The following is a 21,712-nucleotide window of genomic DNA, read 5'->3' as shown; positions in this document are numbered from 1 at the left end:
GAATTACTGACCATCCTTTTTTGCTTTTTTCTTTAGTTCGTTCAATTTATTCAAAGCATCAATTGGAGTTAACTTATCGATTTCCAGATCGTTTAGTTCGCCACGTAGTTTATCATCCTGAAATTCGAATATGCTCATCTGGTTTTCGGGAATTTGAAGCTTTCTCAATTTTTCTTTTTTTAATTCATATGGAGTTAACTCTTTGCTTTCAAGATTGCGAAGAATTTCTTTTGCTCGGTTAGTCACAAATGCTGGAAGTCCCGCCATCTGCGCGACCTGTATTCCGTAACTGTGATCAGCCCTTCCTGGATTTACTTTATGAAGGAAAATTACTTTATCATCATACTCACGGACTTCAACTTTGTAGTTTTTTATTTTAGGAAAAAGATCGGCCATTTCATTTAACTCGTGATAGTGGGTTGCAAATAAAGTTTTAGCAGCAACTTCGTTATTATCGTGAAGATATTCTGTGATTGCCCATGCAATCGAAATTCCATCAAACGTGCTTGTTCCTCTTCCTATTTCATCGAGTAGGATTAAACTTTTTGATGAAGCATTGTTTAAAATGTTCGCCGCTTCCTGCATCTCAACAAGGAAAATGCATTTCACCCGAAGTAATATTATCGCTTGCACCAACACGAGTGAAAATTCTATCGACCAAACCAATTTTTGCAGACTTTGCTGAGACAAATGAACCTATCTGTGCCATTAAAACAATCAATCCAATCTGGCGAAGGTAAACAGATTTGCCAGCCATATTCGGACCGGTCAGCAAAATTATCTGGTCGTTCTTATTATCAATCACACAATCATTCGGTTTGAACTTTTCCCCCGGCGGAAGAATCTGTTCAACAACCGGATGTCTTCCATCAATAATTTCAAGCTCAGCTCCATCGTGAACAATAGGTTTGGAATATTTGTATGCTTCTGCACATTCTGCAAATGAAATCAGGCAATCAATTAGCGCAATCATTCTTGCATTATTCTGAATTGCAACAGCTTCGGCTGCGACATATTTCCTCACTTCATCAAACAATTCGGCTTCGAGTTCGTAAATCTTTTCTTCTGCATTCAGGATTTTATCTTCGTATTCTTTCAGCTCAGGAGTGATATATCTTTCAGAGTTCACAAGTGTTTGCTTCCTGATATAATTTTCGGGTACTTTATCTTTGTGAGCATTGCTGATATCAATGTAGTAGCCAAAAACATTGTTGAAGCTTACTTTCAATGATGAAATCCCTGTCCGTTCTCTCTCTGTTTTCTGCAGTTTGGCAATCCAGTCTTTTCCGTGAAATGCAATGTTTCGCAACTCATCAAGTTCAGGACTGAAACCATTTCTGATAACTCCGCCATCAACCAAAGTTGCAGGTGGTGAATCGATAATCGCACTTTGAACTCGCTCAACTAATTTTTCAAGTGGATTTAATTCTCTTGATGTTTTTGATAACGCATCAGTTTTAAAACCTGAAAGATGTTCTTTGATCGCTGGTATTTTTTTGAGTGAAGTTTTTATCGCAACCACTTCTCTCGGATTTGCCCTGCCTGTACAGATCCTAGAAATTATTCTTTCAATATCACCGACTTCCTTCAGCTCAGTTTCAATTTTCTTTCGTTGAGATTTATTCTTCAACAATTCTTCAGTACTATCAAGTCTGCTTTGTATCTTTTTCAAATCTCTCAATGGTGCGGAAATCCATTTCTTCAATAATCTTCCGCCCATTGCTGTCGTAGTTTTGTCGAGAATTGAAATCAGCGAACCTTCTCTTCCATCTCCGTGCATCGAATAACTGATCTCAAGATTTCTCCTCGTCGAAGAATCAAGAATCATATACTCTGAAGGATTGTAAAGTGAAATTCTATTGAGATGTGTGAGATTAACTTTCTGTGTTTCCTGCAGATAATTTAACGCTGCACCGCTTGCAACAATTCCGTTTTGAAGATGCTCAATTCCAAATCCTTTTAACGTCACAGTCCCGAAATGATTGAGAAGCAATTCATTCGCATAATCATAATTGAAAATCCAGTCATCCATTCTTGTAATACGGATTGAAGGATTTATTTTGCTGATAACCGGAGTAAGATAATCTTTTTCTTTTTTCTGAATGAGAATTTCTGCGGGAGCGATTGATTCAATCTGCTGCTGAAGATCTGATTCAGGTACTTCGAAAGTGAAGAACTCACCTGTTGAAACATCTGCAAATGAAATGCCTGCAACTTCTTCACGAATAAAAACTGAAAGCAGATAATTATTTTTTTTGTGATCGAGAAGCTTATCGGAAAGAGTTGCACCGGGAGTTACGACTTCAATCACTTCCCTTTTCACAATTCCTTTAGCAAATTTTGGATTTTCCATCTGCTCACAGACAGCAACACGATAACCAGCACGAACCAGCTTTGGCAGATAAGAATCAATTGCGTGATGAGGAAATCCTGCAAGCGGAACATCTTCTGCTGCACCGTTTGCTCTTTTGGTTAAAGTAATTCCAAGAACTTTGGCAGCAATTTTCGCATCGTTTTCAAATGTTTCGAAGAAATCACCGACTCTGAAAAGCAGTATTGTATCCGGATTGGCTTCTTTAACTCTGTAATATTGAGCCATTAATGGAGTTTGTCCGTCTCGTCCGGCTTGATTTTCTTTGGGTAACTTGTTGGTTTGTGAATCCTGTTTACTCATCGGGCTAAAAATAGCTCAATCGTAAAAGAATATCAATTTGAAAGCCGTATCTGTTCCATTAATTTATCAAGTCTATCGTAGAAGTCAACTTGAAAATCCTTCTCTTTTTAATATATTTGCCCGTAAGTTATAAGAGAAAAACTACTCTCTTAATTACGTCATATCATCAGAATTAAAAATAATTAAAGTCAGGAAGACCAGGAGCTAAATGAAAAAAATAGGAATATTATTCGGGCAGGAAACAACTTTTCCACCCGCATTTGTTGAAAAAGTAAACTCAAAGAATGAGTCCGCCAAAGGCGGAGGTATTACAGCGGAGTTTGTTAAAATTGATAAAGTCGTCCAGGGCGAACCAAGCGGTTACGATGTTATCATCGACAGAATTTCTCAGGATGTTCCTTTCTACAGAGCTTTCTTAAAAAATGCTGCATTGAATGGAACAGCAGTAATCAACAATCCTTTCTGGTGGAGTGCTGATGAAAAGTTTTTCAACAATGCTTTGATGACAAAACTGGATGTTCCGGTTCCTAAAACTGTTCTGCTTCCATCAAACCAGCATCCTGATGACACAAATGCAAACTCATTCAGAAATCTTGATTATCCTTTGAACTGGGATGCAATGTTCAGCTACGTTGGTTTCCCTGCTTACTTTAAACCATTTGCAGGCGGCGGCTGGAAAAATGTTTATCGACTCGAATCACCTGATGATTTCTTCAAAGCTTACAATGAAACCGGTCAGCTTGTGATGATGCTTCAGGAAGAAATTAATTTTACAGAATATTTCAGATGCTACTGTCTCGATAGAAAAGATGTTCACATAATGAGATACGATCCAAAGCAGCCGCATCATTTACGTTACGTGCGAAATCCAAAACCAATTGAAAAACCATTGATGGATAAACTTCTTCACGCGGTTCTAACTATCAACAATTCACTTGGCTATGATTTTAATACAGTCGAGCTGGCAGTAAGAGATGGAATTCCTTACGCAATTGATTTCTGTAATCCAGCACCGGATGCAGATAAAAATTCTATCGGCGAAGAAAACTTCAACTGGATAGTTGAAGCTGCAGCAAATATGGCGATCAGAAGAGCAAAAGCACACAAGTCAGGACAAAATAATTTAACGTGGGGAACATTTATTAAATCATTTGCAAACAACATCCCGTTAAGTGAAAGTTAAGGTGAAATAATTTTATGGCAGAACCCGGATTGTTCACGCTTGGAGTCGAAGAGGAATTTCAGATTGTTGATCCGAATACAAGAGAACTGAAATCGCACATCCAGCAGATAATTGAAGACGGCAAAATGGTAATGGCTGAAAAAGTAAAAGCTGAGATGCATCAATCTGTTGTTGAGATAGGAACTGATATTTGCAAGGACATTCATGATGCAAGAAGCCAGGTAACAAAACTTCGTCAGGATCTCGCCAAGCTTGCCGCAAAAAATAATTTGAGGATTGCTGCTGCAGGAACCCATCCTTTCTCTCACTGGAAAGATCAGCAGATAACAGAACATCCTCGTTACCAAGAAATTATAACTGATTATCAACAGGTTGCGCGAGCAAATTTAATATTTGGTCTACACGTTCACGTTGGTGTTGATGACAGAGAAACTGCTCTTCACGTTATGAATGCTGCAAGATATTTTCTGCCCCACATTTTTGCACTTTCAACGAACTCACCTTTCTGGCTCGGGAGAAATACAGGATTTAAATCTTATCGAAGCAAAGTATTCGATCGTTTTCCGAGAACGGGAATACCCGATTACTTCGGAAGCATTGCCGAGTATGATAATTTCGTTAAGCTTTTAGTGAAGACAAAATGCATCGACGATGCTAAGAAAATCTGGTGGGACATTCGAGCTCATCCATACTTCAATACACTTGAATTTCGTATCTGCGATATTCCGATGAGGGTTGATGAAACAATTTGTCTTGCTGCAATTATGCAGGCAGTTGTAGCAAAACTTCACAAACTAATCAAACAAAATCTCGGTTTCAGACTTTATCGGAGAGCGCTGATTGCAGAAAACAAATGGCGAGCTGCACGTTACGGAATTCACAGCAAGCTTATAGATTTTGGAAAACAGGAAGAAGTCGAATTCAAAAAACTTGTTGGAGAACTTTTAGAGTTCATCGATGATGTTGTTGATGGTTTGGGCTCAAGAGAAGAGATTCAATACGTTTACAAAATTTTAGAAATGGGAACCGGTGCAGATCGTCAATTAAAAGTTTACGAGCAATCAGGTGATACAAAATCGGTAGTTGATTTTATAATCCAGGAAACGCACGTTGGGTTATAGATGCCCACTCCTAAAAGTTAAATTCAACATTCGTTATTCCTTGTTCAGTATTCGATATTATTTTGAATAATGAATATCGAACAAGGAAGTCAGAAGTTATTTATTAAAAAAAGTAAATTTAGTTTAATGATAAGAATAGCCACAATAGATCTCTACAACAACGAACGCAACGAAGGAATGCGCTGTATCAAAGAAATTTTTTCCGAGGCTCAGACACGAAACAATGAAACAGAAATTACTTATGAAGTCTTTGATACAAGATTCAAAGGTGACATTCCGGGAATCGAGAATGATATTTTCATTTCCTCAGGTGGACCTGGAAGTCCTTTCGAAGGTGAAGGGACTCAATGGGAAAAAGATTACTTCAATCTCATCCAAAAAATCTGGGATCATAATCAAACAAACTCTGAAAGAAAAAAATATTTATTCTTCATTTGTCATTCATTCCAGATGATGGGAAGATTTTTCAAATTCGGAACGGTAAACCAGCGTCATTCAAAATCTTTCGGAGTGATGCCTTTTAACCTAACGGAAGAAGGAAAATCTGATTCTATATTCAATGGATTATCAAATCCATTTTATGCTGCAGATATCAGGCAGTTTCAGGTAATTGATCCGGATAAAAAAATTATTGATGAGCTTGGTGCAAAAATTCTTTCTTTTGAAATAGTTGATGATAATGATGAAGCCAGACCTGCAATTGCTGCTGTCAGAATTTCTGATGAGATTGTCGGCACGCAATTCCATCCGGAAGCTGATCCGGAAAGTATGTTGTATCACTTCAAACAGGATGAAAGAAAAAAACAAGTTGTTGAGAAATATGGAGAAGAAAGATATTTCGAGATGATAAAAATTCTTGAACGACCTGACACAATAAAAAAAACACGAGCAACAGTAATACCATCCTTTCTGAATAATGCAATTGAGGAATTGACAGCGGTGATTAGTAATAAATGATTCCAGAGCTTCGTAAAAAATTCAACGCAGAATTCACTCAGGAAAAGTATGAAGCTTTCCTGAAAGACATTAATACTTCGCTGAAGTATCCGGCTGACTTCCGTATTTCCGAATCTCCACTGTTTTTAAGTGATGAGCTTAAAAGCAAATTACTAAAAGCCTGCGATGATCTCAGTAAGCAAGTAACAAGTAATGATTTCAGACTTAAAATGAATGATGCTGTGCCTCCACATTTGCATATTCCCGGAGAGACTGATCATCCGGAATTTTTTGTTTTTGATTTTGGTATATGTCAGGATAAAAATTCAGACCAGTTTATTCCTAAGCTGATTGAACTGCAGGGTTTCCCAACACTTTACGGATATCAATATTTCTTTGAACAAAAGCTGCGAAAACATTTTGACATTCCTGAAAACTTCACGACTTACTTCAATGGAATTACTCCAGATAAGTACGTGGAAATGCTTCGTGATGTAATTGTCGGCGAAGCCGATCCTGCAAATGTTATTCTTCTAGAAATCGAACCAGAAAAACAAAAAACCCGGATCGATTTTGCAGCGACTGAAAAACTAATTGGAGTAACTGAAGTATGTATTTCAGATGTAATCAAGCACGGTAAAGTTCTTTTTTATAAAAAGAACGGAATTGAAATCCCGATTGAAAGAATTTACAACCGGGTAATTTTTGATGAACTTAGCAGAACCGAAAAGAATTTCAATTTTAATTTGCAGGAAGAACTGAATGTAAAATGGATTCCCCACCCAAACTGGTTTTATAAGATTAGTAAATACTCATTACCAGTGCTTAAAGGTGAATTTGTTCCAAAATGTTTTTATCTTAGATACCTCACTTCATACCCAAATGATCTTGAGAATTATGTTCTAAAACCTCTTTTCTCTTTTGCCGGACTCGGAGTGAAGATTGACGTAACCAAACAGATGCTCGATGAAATAAAAGATCCTGAAAACTATATCCTGCAGGAAAAAGTTGATTATGCACCATTGATTGAAACTCCAGATGAATTTGCCAAAGTTGAAATTAGAATAATGTACTTCTACGACAAAGAACCGATATTAGTGAATAACCTTGTAAGGCAAAGCAAAGGAAAGATGATGGGAGTTGACTTCAATAAAAATAAGACGTGGGTTGGTGGGAGTGCAGCGTTGCATAAAATATAAATAGCACAAACCCAATTCCTCAGAGTGCTTTTCTACAACAAAGGAATTGGGTTTGTTTCTAACCTTCATCTTCCTAACCAATTTAGTATATTTGCACACAAATCTCATACTATTCTGAATTTATTCACAAGATTTTCCAGTTATTTAAAATGATAAAATTCGATTTTCACGTATCAAGACAAGCAAGAGAAAAATATAATATAGAGCAATCTCTTTTCTCAATGACCGGCAAAATAATTAATGCTGATTACCAGCAGTCACGCATTCTTTCTGAAAAAATAAATTCAAAAAGAAAAGAAGAAGGGAATGATCAATTTGTTACTGCCGGACAGATAAACGCACTCGGTTTGCTGCACGAAATTTTTCATCTGCTCATCCGAAAATATGAAGAGAGTGATAATCCCGGTGTTTTCGGTAAAGCAATAAATCATCTTAAAAATGAAATAAGTGATGAAGGACTTGACAAAACTCTTTTTGCATTCGTAGAAGAATTCCCTCCTCTTTCTGTTTACAAAAATGATGTTACTTCAGAAGAATATTTGAAAAAAAATACTTCGGGAAAACCGAATAAAGAAATTATTCTGGAAGAAATAATTCTACTTCATATGGAAAACAGCAATCCGGCGGCGTCAAACCTCCGTGAACTTTATGCTGATGATATTCTTACAATCAAATCCAATTACAAACAACTAATAGAGAAGACTGAAATATTTTTTGAAAATGAAGTCCCAACTCGTTTGGGCGGTCTTCCTTTATTCAAACTATTACGAAAACCAATTTCGTCGAATCCTTATGATTTAGAAAAACAACTTGAGTTTATAAGAAATGAATACGGTGCTTATCTCGGTGATGACATTTTGAATAGACTTCTTCGCGGAGTAGATCTTATTCGAGAAGATTACAAATTATTTGTTCCGCACGGAGGTGGCGAAAAAGGAACACCACCTGTTCCATCCTACGATGAAGATCTCGAAAGATTAAGATTAATTAGAGAAAAGATGGCAGCAGAGAAAAAGCTCTCCGAGGATGAAAGGCGATTTTACCTTGAGTACGAAAAATTTACGGAGGACGTGAGTTGGATTCCCGAAGTCGTGATGATTGCAAAGAACGTATATGTGTGGCTTCATCAACTATCGGTGAAATATCAAAAAGAAATTAAAAGACTTGACCAGATACCTGATGAAGAACTTGATCAACTTGCTCGATGGAATTTCAATGCGCTCTGGCTTATTGGAATTTGGGAAAGAAGCACCGCATCTCAAAAGATTAAACATCTCACGGGTAATATTTCTGCAGTATCATCCGCGTACTCACTTTATGATTATGTGATTGCCAATGAACTTGGTGGTGAACAAGCTTTTCAGAATTTGAAAGATCGTGCCTGGGCTCGGGGAATTAGAATGGCAAGTGATATGGTTCCCAATCATACAGGAATTTATTCACGCTGGGTGATTGACGAACCAGATTATTTCCTGCAAAGGAATGAACCTCCTTATCCAAACTATTCATTCAACGGTCCAAATCTTTCAGAAGACGATAGAGTTGAAATAAGAATTGAAGATCAATACTATACTAGAAAAGATGCTGCGGTAGTTTTCCAGAGAAAAGACAGGTACACCGGTTCCGTAAAATATATTTATCATGGCAATGATGGGACAAATATGCCGTGGAATGATACTGCGCAATTAAATCTTCTGAATCCGGAAGTACGCGAATCTCTTATCCAAACTATAATGCACGTCGCACGAAAAACTCCAATCATCCGTTTTGATGCTGCGATGACATTAGCCAAAAAACATTATCAGAGATTGTGGTTCCCAAATCCCGGTTCAGGTGGAGCAATTCCTTCAAGAACAGATTACTCGATGAGTCTTGAGCAGTTTAATCAGGTAATGCCGAATGAATTCTGGCGTGAAGTTGTTGACAGAATAAATGCTGAAATGCCGAATGTTCTTCTGCTTGCAGAGGCTTTCTGGCTGATGGAAGGATATTTTGTACGTACACTTGGAATGCACAGAGTTTATAACAGCGCTTTTATGCATATGATGATGAAGGAAGAAAATGAAAAGTATCGTCAGCTAGTTACTAATACTCTTGAATTCAATCCGGAAATATTGAAACGCTACGTTAACTTTATGAGCAATCCTGATGAAGAAACTGCTATCAACCAATTTGGCAAAGGCGATAAATATTTTGGTGTTGCCGTAATGATGCTTACAATGCCCGGCTTACCAATGTTCGGACACGGACAAATTGAAGGCTTCTCAGAAAAGTACGGAATGGAATATAAACAAGCCTATTATAATGAAACTGCTGATGAGCATCTTGTATGGCGACACAACAAAGAACTATTTCCTCTGATGAAAATGCGTTATCTCTTCAGCCAGGTTGAGAATTTTGAGTTCTTTGATTTCATAGATAAGAATGGAGAAGTGAATCATAACGTTTATGCATTCAGTAATCGTTCTGGTAGCCAATCGGCTTTGGTTTTATACAACAATTCATATTATGAAACTGAAGGAAGCATTGCATTCTCTCATCCAAAAATGGTATCAGGTAATGGAGGAATGAAAAGACCACATCAGATCACTGAACTTTTAAATATTAAACCTTACCGAGAATACTACTACATCTATACAGACCACAGAACGCAGTTGCAATACTTGATTTCCGGAAAAGAGATTGCTGAAAATGGTTTTAGAATTCATTTGTTTGGCTACCAGTATCGCGTTTGTCTTCAATTCAGAGAAGTTTACGATTATGAAGGCAAGTTTGAAAAATTATATCAGGTGTTAAACGGTAGAGGTGTTTCATCAATTGAAGAAGCGTTGAAAGAAATGGAAATGCTTCCACTGCACAGCAAGTATGAAAATTTCTTTTCATATGATAACCTGGAGAAAATCAGAACTTATCTCACCTATAAACCAGATAAGAAAAAGAAAGAGGCAATTTCTTTACCGGGCAAGCTGGATACTGAACTAAACTCTCTTATAAGTGAATTCACTAATTATATCAATGGAAAGAAATCAGTTGAAAAAACTGATAAGAAATTTCATAGTGATCTGAATTCAGCAAGAGAATTTTACCAGGTTTGGGCGGCTTACAATACCAGAAAGAATGTAACAAAGTGGATGAGAGAATGTGATAATCTTCTTCCTGTAAAGAGTAAAGTTGAAACTAACAGGGAATATCTCACATTTATTAATCTTGTATTGCTAAAACAATTGTTCAGCAAAAAGTCTGACTATGAAAAAATCCATATAATATTCGATGAACTGCTGCTTCAAAGACCTATTACGAATATTCTACAGAAGCAGGTAAATGGTTCGAGCATCCACCAGCGGATAGAGTTGATAAAAGTTCTGCTTTCGATATTTATTATGAAAAAACAAAAATCCAGTGTGAAAGTAAGTTATAAAAAATCGGCAGCAAAGGTTATAAAAAAATCAGATGAACAGCAGTTTATGACTTCAATTAAATCCTTGCTTGCTGATGATATTATTAATAACTTTATCCGTGTAAATGAGTTTGAAGGGAGAACGTACTTCAATAAGGAGCGTTTTGAAGAACTGACAAAGTGGATTTTACAGTTCAACTTCATTCTTCTTCCTTCAAAGTTTACTGATAAAAATGATTTTAAAACGAAATTAAAAAAATCTGATTTCGAAAAACAATTACTCAAATCTGTAAAAGAAAATTTCAATTTATATTCTGAGCTTATAACTAAAGCTGAAGCAAGTGGCTACGACTTTAATAAATTCAAGCAAGAATTGGATAAGCCCGTAGCAGTGAAGGCGAAAACAAAGTTATTAACAAAAACAAGGAAAAAAACATGACAAAAAAGCTCTGGAATATTTTAATCGTATTATTGATTGCAGGCACAAGTATCAATGCACAGTATACTTTGCAGAATGCTTTTCCTAATTTATCATTTTCAAACCCGGTATTCTTAACACATGCAGATGACAGCACAGATAGGATTTTTGTAATTGAGCAGGTTGGAAGAATAAGAGTCTTTCCAAATAATTCAAATATATTGTCCACGAAAGTGTTTTTAGATATTTCAGATCGTGTTTTATCAGGTGGTGAAAGAGGTTTACTTGGATTAGCGTTTCATCCCGATTTTGAAAACAATGGATATTTCTATGTCAACTATACTTCCTCAATAGGTGGAGATGATTCTACAAGAATTTCAAGATTCCAGGTGACCAGTAATCCTGACTCGGCTGATAAAAACAGCGAGTTCAGAATTTTAACATTTGACCAACCTTATTCAAATCATAATGGAGGCTGGATTGGTTTTGGACCAACCGATGGTTACCTCTACATTGCCACCGGTGACGGCGGTTCAGGTAATGATCCTCAGAATTATGGACAGAGAATAAATACATTGCTTGGTAAGATTCTTTGCATTGATATTAATAATGGATCACCTTATGCAATTCCTGTAACCAATCCATTTGTAGATAGCACAAACACTCAGGTTAAAAAAGAAATATTTGCGTGGGGAATGAGAAATCCATGGCGCTGCAGTTTTGATCCTGTAACCGGATGGCTACTTGCCGGAGATGTTGGACAAGGCAGCTGGGAAGAAATTGATTTGATTGAAAACGGAAAAAATTATGGCTGGCGATGTTACGAAGGAAACCATGAATTTAATATGTCAGGCTGTAATTATCCCGAGTACATATTCCCTATTTGGGAATATAGTTCAAACTCCGGTTCTGAATGTTCAATAACTGGAGGTTATATTTACAGAGGACCTGGTGTACCGCAGTTAGAAGGAAAATATATTTACGGTGATTACTGCTCTAATAAAATTTGGGCACTGACTTATGATGGAATAACTCCCCCATCAACCCAATTGTTGTTTACTTCATCAGGTGGACTAACATCATTCGGTGTTGATCAAAATCAGGAATTGTACTGGACTTCTTTTAACGGAAATATATATCGTTTCACTCCAACCGTTACTCAAGTTGAAAAAGACGTTAATCCAAATGAATACTCACTCGACCAGAATTACCCGAATCCGTTTAATCCTTCAACTATTATTCGATATAACGTTCCTGAAGATAGTGATGTAAGTATATTGATTTATGACGCACTTGGTAACCAAATTGATTCCATAATTTCAGGCACAGTTCAAAAAGGGTTTTACCAGAAAAGCTGGAATGCAGAAAAATTCTCATCAGGAGTTTATTATGCAAAGATGACTGCGAAATCGGTTTCATCCGGCAAATCATATTTAAACGTAATTAAGATGTTGTACTTAAAATAATTATTCTTATCAAGCGTTAAGCCGGACTTTCAAAGTTTCAAAAGAAAGTCCTGGTTTAACGATTGTTTCTTTTCGAACTCAAACGGACTAATTGTATTACTGCACAAGTAAATATAGAGGCAGTATGAATAATACGACAAATCATATTTACGATTCAGGATTATTTCACAGAACTGCACTTATTTTATTCCTGATTTCTAATTTATCTATAAAAGCTCAGCAAAATGATTTAAACAATCAATTTGTAATTGGTGCTAAGCTTGGGAATACTCCATTCAATGTTGAACAGACTTTTAACTCTTACATTGAATGTGGTTTTAATTCGATCTGGTGGGGTGCATATCCTGATACGAAACCATACCTTGATAAACTGAAAGGTAATTTGATTGCTGAGAATGGACGCAGCCGTAAAGATCTTATTCATCATTATGCTACCGCATATTATTCCAAATGGGAAGCAGAGCAGCAGCAATTCCCAAATCGCGTTGGTATAAAACATAAACACGGTAAACCAGTCGAATGGAAAGGTGTAAAATGCTGGTCAAGTAGCGGAATTAAGTCGCCAAAGGATTCATTAATATATGGTCCTCATTACCGACAGGAAAAGCGTTATAAACGATGGCTTTATACTGATCCTGGATGGAGCCGTTTTGATGTCGATTATAATGTTCGATTTAGGATGGCTCTCGATTACAATCCACAACAGGTTTCACCAAATGAAAATGTTTGTGAAATCAAAGTTATATATAGGGCAATAAAGCAATATTCGGGTAAATGGGATCCGCCTGAAGATTATGTTCTTCTCAGGAAAACTTTAAAAGTGAAAGATTTTGCTAAAGGCGGAGCTTTTGATTTTATTGGATTTGATAAAACCTATGAATACACTGATAAATTTATGATACCTGAATTTGATAATCCAGCAAAAACAAATTACACTTATAACGATACTGAAGCAGGATTAGGTATTCAATTCAGGGTTGATTGGTTGAGAAAAGATGATCTCTGCAATTTGTATGTCGACCACATAGAAGTTTATGATAACGATGGCTGGAATGATATGATTAAAGATCCCAAAGGTGTTGCTTCTCAAATAAAAAAATATGCAAAAAGTTTTTCAGACTGGCCATATCTTAAATATTGGTTCGTGCATGATGAGCCATGGTCAATAGATGGTTTTTTAGCTTATCATATAGTAGACTCAATTGTGAGTTCAGCCACCAATACCCCTTTGATAACGGAGTTCAATCCTTACTGGACACATGATAATAAAATTAACGGAGAAGATTTTTTGCAGGTTTGGAGCGATATTGCAAAGCCACAAAAATTGTTCATAGATTTTTACCCATTTTCTCCTGAATATCAGTTCAGGCTCGACGATATCGAAGCTTTAAGAATTCGATTTCAGAAATGTCATACTTTACAACCTGACTTTTGGTACTCACCTCAAGCTGCCGGAGTATTTATCAATACCGAATGGAAGGTTTGGAGAATTCCAGAAAACTTTGAGTTCAACGCTTCGGTTATGCTTGCATTGGCGCACGGAGTCAAAGGCTTAATGTTATTCAGCTATGATTCATTTAGTGATATCAAAGGACTGGTTGCAAATAATGAACCTGTTTTTCAAAAACGGAAACTCTGGTATTTCCTTAAAGATAAACTTATACCCAGATTAAAGGGTAATTTGGGCCAAAGATTAATGCAGATTGAGTACACAGGCGAATACTTACAGTATTACAAACTTGCAGGTAAGAAAAACAATTTCACAAATAGAAAGCAAAATGATGAATCCTTCAGATTAAATCTGACAGCTGCTAATACAAATGATATGTTATGGCATCTCGGTTACTTTAAAAACAAGAATTATCCTGATGATAATTACTTCTTCATTACAAACCTTTATATGAATACGGAAAAAAGATCTGTTAACCTTGATATTATGCTTAATGAACCGGAGTATAAAAACTATAGATTTAAAAACATCGAGGGAAATTTTGATACAACAATTACAAATCGGTTTTCTCATCAATTAACTTTAAATAGGGGTGAAGGAATTCTGTTTCAGATAGCACCGGTAATAAAATATGGCGGTAAACTTATTTTCTCTGAGCAGACAAATGATGGAATGGTACTAACAGAAGATATGGTCATTGATAATGGCGCTGTGTTGACCGTGAGAGGTAATTTCTATTCAAAAGCGAATATCATTTTAAAGAATGGCAGAATTGAGTACAAAAACAATGGTAAAATTCATTTCGATATTAACAAAAGCCTGATCACAAATTATAAACCAAACAAATCCAGGATAAATCAGCAATGACAAAATTTTTTGCAAATAGAATATTACTCACAAACTTACTTGTGTCGATACTTTCACTTAACATTTATTCGCAAATTAGCGAAACTAGAGAAGATTTAAAGAAATTTTATGATGATTATAACGTGGAGGGATTGTTTGTTCTTTATGATCAGAATAACGACAAATTCATGTTTTATAATGAACCTCAATTCAAAGTGCAATTGACACCGGCTTCAACTTTTAAGATTTGCAATTCATTAATCGGACTTGAAACGGGAGTCATAAAAGATGAAAATTATGTTTTACAGTGGGATAGTGTAGTCCGGCGAATCCCGGAATGGAATAAGGATCAGGAATTAAAAACAGCATTTAAAAATTCCACCGTCTGGTACTACCAGGAACTCGCAAGACGCGTCGGCGGTGAACAAATGAAATACTGGCTTGATAAAGCTAATTATGGAAATGCAGATACATCTGGTGGTGTTGACAAGTTCTGGTTATCAGGTGGATTGCGTATCTCACCGGAGCAGCAGATTAATTTTTTACGGCAGCTTCACGATGACAAACTCCCCTTTTCTCATAGATCAATGGACATCGTTAAGAAAATTATGATTGCAAAAGAATCCAGCGAATATGTTGTTCGTGCGAAAACCGGTTGGGGTTTTCAGGATAATACGAACATAGGCTGGTACGTTGGCTATGTTGAAACGAATAACAATGTCTTCTACTTTGCAAACTGCATTCGTACTAAAGATGACATCCCGGATTTTGGCAAAGCAAGAATCGATATTGTTTATCAGATACTTGAAGAACTAAAAGTGATTAATAAGTAAATTCAGTTGTTTATGTACGAATACAGAAGCAAAGGATTTTTTGCACAGGTTACCGGGAAAATGGAAAATCTCTGTGCTGAAGAATTAATTGAACTTGGTGCTAAAGGAACTGAGATTACTTATAAAGGAGTTTATTTTAAGGCTGATGTACCAACCATTTATAAAATTAATTATACATCGCGACTTATTTCGCGTGTACTTGCCCCGTTAGTTTCCTTTCCCTGCCGCAGCACAGATTACCTTTATCAAAGAGCAATGAAAATTCATTGGGAAGATTTTTGTTCTTTGGAAAAAACATTCTCAATTAGTGCTTCTGTCGCTAACAGCAGAATCACAAATTCACTTTACGCTTCTCAATGTTTGAAAGACGGAATAGCAGATTACTTCAGAAAAAAATATGGGAAACGTCCTGATGTTCAGGTAGTAAATCCGGATGTGCGATTTAATCTTCATATCGAAAAAGATATGGCTGTAATCAGTCTTGATATATCCGGCGAATCTCTTCATAAAAGAGGTTACAGGCTTCTTGCCGGCGAAGCTCCGATGCAGGAGACTCTTGCAGCAGCAATTATCAAAATCAGTGAATGGAATGGTCAAAACAACTTTTACGATCCGATGTGTGGATCCGGTACAATTCTTTGTGAAGCATTGATGCATTACTGCAGAATTCCTTCACAAATGCTTCGTAAAAAATTTGGATTTTTCAACCTGCCTGAATTCAATCGGAAAGAATGGAACAAAGTAAAAGAAGAGTGTGATAAAAAGATACGTCCTCTTCCTAAAAATATTATTTCCGGAAGTGATAAATCCTCTGAAGCAATAAAAGTAACGAAGAAAAATCTCGCACATCTTCCTTATTCAGATTCAGTTGAACTTTCAATCAAGCCATTTCAGCAAATAAATAATTTTGAAAATGGAACACTGATAACAAATCCACCTTATGGAATGAGACTTGGTCAATCCAGTGAAGTACAGGTTTTGTATAAAGAACTTGGTGATTTTCTAAAGACTAAATGTCCTGGCACCTCTGCATTCATATATACGGGGAATCCAGAACTACGGAAATTTATCGGACTGAAAACAAATAAAAGGATTCCATTAGATAACGGAAAACTGGAGGGAATACTTTTACAGATCGATAGTTACAAAGGAAGCAAAAAGAAAAAGTATCAACTGAGTAATTGACGATGTTTGACCTTCTCCGTGAACATATCGAAAAAAGAACTCATTTAACTGATGATGAGTTTGATATTGTAAAAAAATTCTTCATCCCTAAGAAAGTAAGAAAGAAACAATTTCTTCTCAACGAAGGTGAGGTATGCAGATATATTGGATTTGTGAATTCCGGCTGCTTACGCGAATACACAATAGATGATAAAGGAACTGAGCACATCGTTCAATTTGCAATCGAAGATTGGTGGGTCTCTGATCTAAACAGCTTTCTCTCAGGTAAACCAGCGGTGTATAATATTGACGCTCTGCAGAGTTCCGAAATCCTGTTGTTAGAAAAATCAGCCAGAGAGAAATTGCTGGATGAATGTCCTAAAATGGAAAGATTTTTCCGAATACTTATTGAGTCGAACCATATTGCAACTCATCAGAGAATAGTTGATTCACTCAGCGCTTCAGCAGAAGAAAAGTACCTGAAATTTATTGCAACATATCCCAAACTCTTCGAATTAGTGCCGCAAAACCAGATAGCGTCGTATCTCGGTATCACTCCCCAATCCTTAAGTAGAATCCGAAAAGAACTCTCACAGCCGTAAACTTTACTGAAATTAACATAGGTTAACCTCCTTTTTTAACATATGTGAATGCGGTGGAACTTTACTCCTGATATTTTTGTTATAGTTATTAATTCAAATAGTAATCAATAAATAAAGGAGTAATAAAATGAATACATGGAAAATCGATCCGGCTCATTCGGAAATAAACTTTAAGGTTAAACACCTCGTTGTTTCAACAGTTACAGGTCATTTCAAAACATTTGATGCAACAATTGAAACCAATAAAGACGATTTCAGCGATGCGAAAATCAACTTTGAAGCTGATATTAACAGTATAAGCACTAAAAATGATCAGAGAGATACTCACTTAAAATCTGCTGATTTCTTTGATGGTGAAAATCATCCAAAAATGACTTTCGTGTCAAAATCAATAAAGAAAATTTCAGATCACGAAATGCAAGTAAAAGGAGACCTTACTATTCGTGGTAAATCAAAAGAAATTACACTGGATGTAATTTACAATGGAACTGTTGCTGGATTCGGAAATATACAGGTAGCAGGATTTGAAGTCCGCGGCAAATTAAATCGATTTGATTTCGGCTTGCAGTGGAATGCTTTGACTGAAGCAGGCGGAGTTGTTGTAAGTAACGAAGTAAAAATTGAAATACTTGCAGAGTTCAATAAAGTTAATGAAGCTGTAAAAGCTGCATAATAAATATAGTTTTTCAGCAAGTCTGATTTTAGCCTCCTTTCAGACAGCTGATCAGCCCGGTAGCACTAACTATCGGGCTTTTTTATTTTAATTTTCATAAAACAAGATCAACTCAAAAACTTGCTTACAGCATTGGCACAGTTCTCGCCATCGATCGCAGAAGAAACGATTCCTCCGGCATAACCGGCACCTTCACCACAAGGAAATAAACCGTTCAGTTCGACGTGCATAAAAGTCTCTCTGTCTCTTGGAACTCTTATAGGAGAACTTGTTCTGCTTTCAACACCAACCAGTACAGCTTCATTGGTCAAATATCCATTCATTCTTCTGTTAAAATCTTTTAATGCAAGCCTGAGTCTTTTAACTATGAAAAGTGGAAGCTCTTCATCGAGTCTGACAGACGTCAGTCCGGGAATGTATGAAGATTTTGGTAATGATTGAGAAATTTTTTTATCAATAAAATCAGTGGCTCTTTGAGCAGGTGCAGATAATGAACTACCGGCAAGTTTGAACGCATGACGCTCTAAATTCTGTTGAAGAATCAATGCACCGAACGGTGAGGCATCTTCCTCAGAACTCTTCCATTCATTTTCTTTTATTTCAACAACAAGCCCGGAATTTGCAAACGGAGAATCTCTCCTGGCCATTGACATACCATTAACGACAATTTCACCTGGAGCAGTTACCGCTGGAATCACAATTCCTCCGGGGCACATGCAAAATGAATACACTCCGGATCCATCAACGTTTGTCGAAAGACTGTAGTTTGCTGATGGAAGGTTTTCAGGTTTAACTTTTACGTGATATTGAATTTCATTAATCAATGGCTGGGGATGCTCAATCCTCACTCCCATTGCAAATGGTTTTGCTTCGATTTTAATTTTTTTCTTATCGAGAATACTAAAAATATCCCGGGCGGAATGACCTGCTGCAAGAATAACAGCATCTCCAAAATATTCCTGTTTAGAATTGACAACAACTCCTTTAAGTTTCTTGATCTTAATAATGAAATCGGTTACACGCGAAGAATAGTGGATTTCACCACCCGCATCAAGAATGGTTTGTCTGACATTTGCTATGATTATTGGTAATTTATTTGAGCCAATATGAGGATGAGTATCTATCATTATATCCGGGTGTGCGCCGTGCTGAACTAAGATTTCTAATACTTTTGAAACATTTCCTCTCTTTACAGCTCTTGTATAAAGTTTACCATCACTGTAAGTTCCTGCTCCGCCTTCACCAAAGCAATAATTCGAATCCGGATTAACAACTTGTTCTCTTTGAAGTGATTTCAGATCGCGTCTTCTTGTCTGAATATCTTTCCCTCGTTCAATAATAACCGGTTTTATTCCAAGCTCAATTAATCGCAGTGCCGCATAAATTCCAGATGGCCCAAAACCAATTATAATTACTTTCTTTTTATCGTCAACGTGATTATAAATATACCGTGGTTTTTCCAACGAAGGATGTTCACCAACGTAAACATCTACAAACATATGAAAGACCGGACTTTTACGGGCATCGATTGATCTGCGGATTGGGACAATCGAGGTAATTGAATCTGGTCTGACACCTAATTTTCGTGATGCAATGTATCTGAAAAAACCTTCTTCATTTATCTTATCCGGTGGGATAATTATTTCAATTTGATATTTCATTCTTAGTTTTTTTGCCTCCTATTAAAAAACACTTTTAATATAACCACCATCAACGTGGATAGTGACACCATTAACATAACTTGCTTGCTTTGATCCAAGAAATACAACAACCGAGGCAATCTCCTCTGGTTTTGCAAGTCTGTTCAGCGGAACACGTTTTGCCATTTCAACCAGAATTTCCTCGTGTGATTTTCCTTTTTCTTTTCCTTCAACAACAGCGAGTTCATACAATCTGTTTGTCAATGTCATCCCGGGAGCCACACTATTTACAGTTATATTGAATTTTGCAACTTCATTGCTGAGTGATTTTGTAAATCCTGTCACAGCGGCACGCATAGAATTTGAAAGTATTAAATTATCAACAGGCTGCTTTACAGAGATTGAGGTTATGTTAATTATCCTCCCCCAGTAATTTGCCATCATCCCCGGCAGAACGAGCTTGGAAAATCTTACTACACTGAGGAGAACCTGATCATATGCTAAGTTCCAGTCTTCTTCTTCAAGTTCCTGAAATAATCCAGGAATTGGTCCACCGCAATTATTTACTAGAATATCAATATTACCGAAATGCGAATTGACAGCATTGAATGTACTCTCAATATCCTTCTGTTTGTTCAAATCGCATACTGACCAAAAAGCATCCGTATTGTATTTTTCTTTCAACTCTTTTGATGTAGATAAAAGATTTTCTTTTGATCGGGAAGAAATCGCAACCCGACATCCTTCCTCTGCAAATAGCTCAGCTGTTGCTTTTCCGATTCCCATACTGGATGCAGTAATTAAAACAGTTTTTCCTTTGAGTCCTGTTTCCACAGTATGCCTTTTATATTTATTAAAGATAAAGTGATTGGCAGGAATTAAAATAAGATAATTATTTTAATTATTGAACTGGATTACCAACAATTTTTGAAGTATCCATTGCTATTACCAATTCTTCATTTGTAGGTATCCTGTATACTTTAACTCTTGAAGAATTATCAGAAATAACATTTTCACGGTTTTCATTTTTTAGCTTATCGAGCTTTATACCAAGAAATTCCATATTCTTACAAACTTCTTCTCTAACTTCAGGTGAATTTTCACCAATGCCACCGGTGAATACCAATGCATCCAGACCTCCCATAGCGGCTGAGTATGCACCGACATACTTCTTAATTCTGTAGCAAAAGATTTCAAAAGCATATATAGCTCGTTTTTGTTCATCTTTTACAGATGCGAGAATCTCACGCATATCACTGCTTTCTCCACTTATTCCAATCAGCCCGGAATGTTTGTTTAGAAGTGTTCCTGCTTCGCTCAACGATAAGCCTTCTTTGCCCATAATGTATAAAATTAGTGAAGGATCCAGATCACCACTTCGAGTGCCCATTAATAGACCTTCCAATGGTGTGAATCCCATAGTAGTATCTACTGAGATGCCGTTATCAACGGCAGCCATACTGCAGCCATTACCAAGATGTGCTGTTACTATTTTCAATTGAGAAATATCTTTACCCATCATCTGTGCGGCTATCTTTGAAACGTAAAGATGAGATGTTCCATGGAAACCGTATCGTCTGATTTTATATTTCTTGTACAACTCATATGGAATGCCGTACAGATATGAACGAGGCGGCATTTTCGAGTGGAATGCTGTATCGAAAACACCAACCTGAGGTGTGTTTGGAAGTAGTCTAATTGTTGCCTGAATACCTTTTATATTTGGTGGATTATGCAGTGGAGCCAGTTCAATATTCTCCTGAAGTACTTTAATCACTTCATCAGTAATTAAAACTGAACCTGTAAAAGATTCACCACCGTGTACAACCCGATGTCCGACAGCATCAATTTCTTTTACATCTTTTATAACACCGTGGTTTGGACTTAGCAATATTGCGATTACATATTCGATGGCTATTTGATGATCAAGAATTTCACCTGCTATCTTTATACTATTGCCATCATGTCTTGAATGGGATAAAACCGCTCCTGTCATTCCAATTCTTTCAACCAGACCTTTTGCAAGTGCAGTTTCGGTTTCTGTATTGATAAGTTGATATTTTATCGATGAGCTGCCGCAGTTTAATACTAATACTTTCATTTTATTTCT

General features: G+C 36.6%; 14 protein-coding genes and 1 pseudogene. 11 read left to right on the top strand and 4 right to left on the bottom strand.

The window, feature by feature from the left end; all coding sequences use genetic code 11:
• Positions 1-3 precede the first annotated feature (3 nt).
• A pseudogene (gene mutS / locus IPM14_12775) lies at positions 4-2,599 on the bottom strand (DNA mismatch repair protein MutS).
• Positions 2,600-2,882: 283 nt separating this feature from the next.
• Here mutS and IPM14_12770 point away from each other — a divergent pair.
• From IPM14_12770 to IPM14_12720, 11 genes are all read left to right on the top strand, one after another.
• Positions 2,883-3,857, top strand: a complete 975-nt coding sequence (locus IPM14_12770; protein ID MBK9098969.1) for a hypothetical protein — start codon at positions 2,883-2,885, stop codon at positions 3,855-3,857.
• A gap of 14 nt (positions 3,858-3,871) precedes the next feature.
• On the top strand, positions 3,872-4,978 hold the full coding sequence (locus IPM14_12765; GenBank protein ID MBK9098968.1) for a carboxylate-amine ligase: 1,107 nt from the start codon (positions 3,872-3,874) through the stop codon (positions 4,976-4,978).
• Positions 4,979-5,047: 69 nt separating this feature from the next.
• A complete protein-coding gene (locus IPM14_12760) occupies positions 5,048-5,935 on the top strand; it encodes a GMP synthase (protein MBK9098967.1) in 888 nt (295 codons plus the stop codon).
• Entirely contained in the window at positions 5,932-7,113 is a 1,182-nt protein-coding gene (locus tag IPM14_12755) for a hypothetical protein (GenBank protein MBK9098966.1), read from the top strand. The genes IPM14_12760 and IPM14_12755 overlap by 4 nt, the downstream gene beginning before the upstream one ends.
• 149 nt (positions 7,114-7,262) lie before the next feature.
• Positions 7,263-10,949, top strand: a complete 3,687-nt coding sequence (locus tag IPM14_12750) for an alpha-amylase (protein ID MBK9098965.1) — start codon at positions 7,263-7,265, stop codon at positions 10,947-10,949.
• Positions 10,946-12,394, top strand: a complete 1,449-nt coding sequence (locus IPM14_12745; protein MBK9098964.1) for a PQQ-dependent sugar dehydrogenase — start codon at positions 10,946-10,948, stop codon at positions 12,392-12,394. Before IPM14_12750 ends, IPM14_12745 begins: the two co-directional genes overlap by 4 nt.
• A gap of 124 nt (positions 12,395-12,518) precedes the next feature.
• Positions 12,519-14,711, top strand: coding sequence for a hypothetical protein (locus IPM14_12740; GenBank protein MBK9098963.1), 2,193 nt, complete (start codon positions 12,519-12,521; stop codon positions 14,709-14,711).
• Positions 14,708-15,523, top strand: a complete 816-nt coding sequence (blaOXA, locus tag IPM14_12735; protein ID MBK9098962.1) for a class D beta-lactamase — start codon at positions 14,708-14,710, stop codon at positions 15,521-15,523. The genes IPM14_12740 and blaOXA overlap by 4 nt, the downstream gene beginning before the upstream one ends.
• A 12-nt stretch (positions 15,524-15,535) precedes the next feature.
• Positions 15,536-16,708, top strand: a complete 1,173-nt coding sequence (locus IPM14_12730) for a class I SAM-dependent RNA methyltransferase (GenBank protein ID MBK9098961.1) — start codon at positions 15,536-15,538, stop codon at positions 16,706-16,708.
• 2 nt (positions 16,709-16,710) lie between these two features.
• Positions 16,711-17,289 (top strand): Crp/Fnr family transcriptional regulator, encoded by a 579-nt coding sequence (locus IPM14_12725; protein MBK9098960.1) that lies wholly within the window; start codon positions 16,711-16,713, stop codon positions 17,287-17,289.
• A gap of 127 nt (positions 17,290-17,416) precedes the next feature.
• The gene (locus IPM14_12720; protein ID MBK9098959.1) at positions 17,417-17,962 is read left to right on the top strand and encodes a YceI family protein; all 546 of its coding nucleotides are present in this window, start codon (positions 17,417-17,419) and stop codon (positions 17,960-17,962) included.
• 107 nt (positions 17,963-18,069) lie between these two features.
• Here the strand turns inward: IPM14_12720 and IPM14_12715 are convergent, their stop codons facing one another.
• The 3 genes from IPM14_12715 to IPM14_12705 all read right to left on the bottom strand — a co-directional run bounded on the left by IPM14_12715 (position 18,070) and on the right by IPM14_12705 (position 21,703).
• Positions 18,070-19,623: an FAD-binding protein gene (locus IPM14_12715; GenBank protein MBK9098958.1), complete on the bottom strand. Its 1,554-nt coding sequence runs from the start codon at positions 19,621-19,623 to the stop codon at positions 18,070-18,072.
• A gap of 21 nt (positions 19,624-19,644) precedes the next feature.
• Positions 19,645-20,436, bottom strand: a complete 792-nt coding sequence (locus tag IPM14_12710) for an SDR family oxidoreductase (GenBank protein ID MBK9098957.1) — start codon at positions 20,434-20,436, stop codon at positions 19,645-19,647.
• A gap of 67 nt (positions 20,437-20,503) precedes the next feature.
• The gene (locus tag IPM14_12705; protein MBK9098956.1) at positions 20,504-21,703 is read right to left on the bottom strand and encodes an acetate kinase; all 1,200 of its coding nucleotides are present in this window, start codon (positions 21,701-21,703) and stop codon (positions 20,504-20,506) included.
• Between the last annotated feature and the right edge of the window lie 9 nt (positions 21,704-21,712).

The sequence above is a fragment of the bacterium genome (assembly GCA_016716565.1).
In the GTDB taxonomy this organism is placed as follows: domain Bacteria; phylum Bacteroidota; class Ignavibacteria; order Ignavibacteriales; family Ignavibacteriaceae; genus IGN2.
Note: the sequence above shows the minus strand (reverse complement) of the source record. Positions and strands in the feature narration are given on the sequence as shown.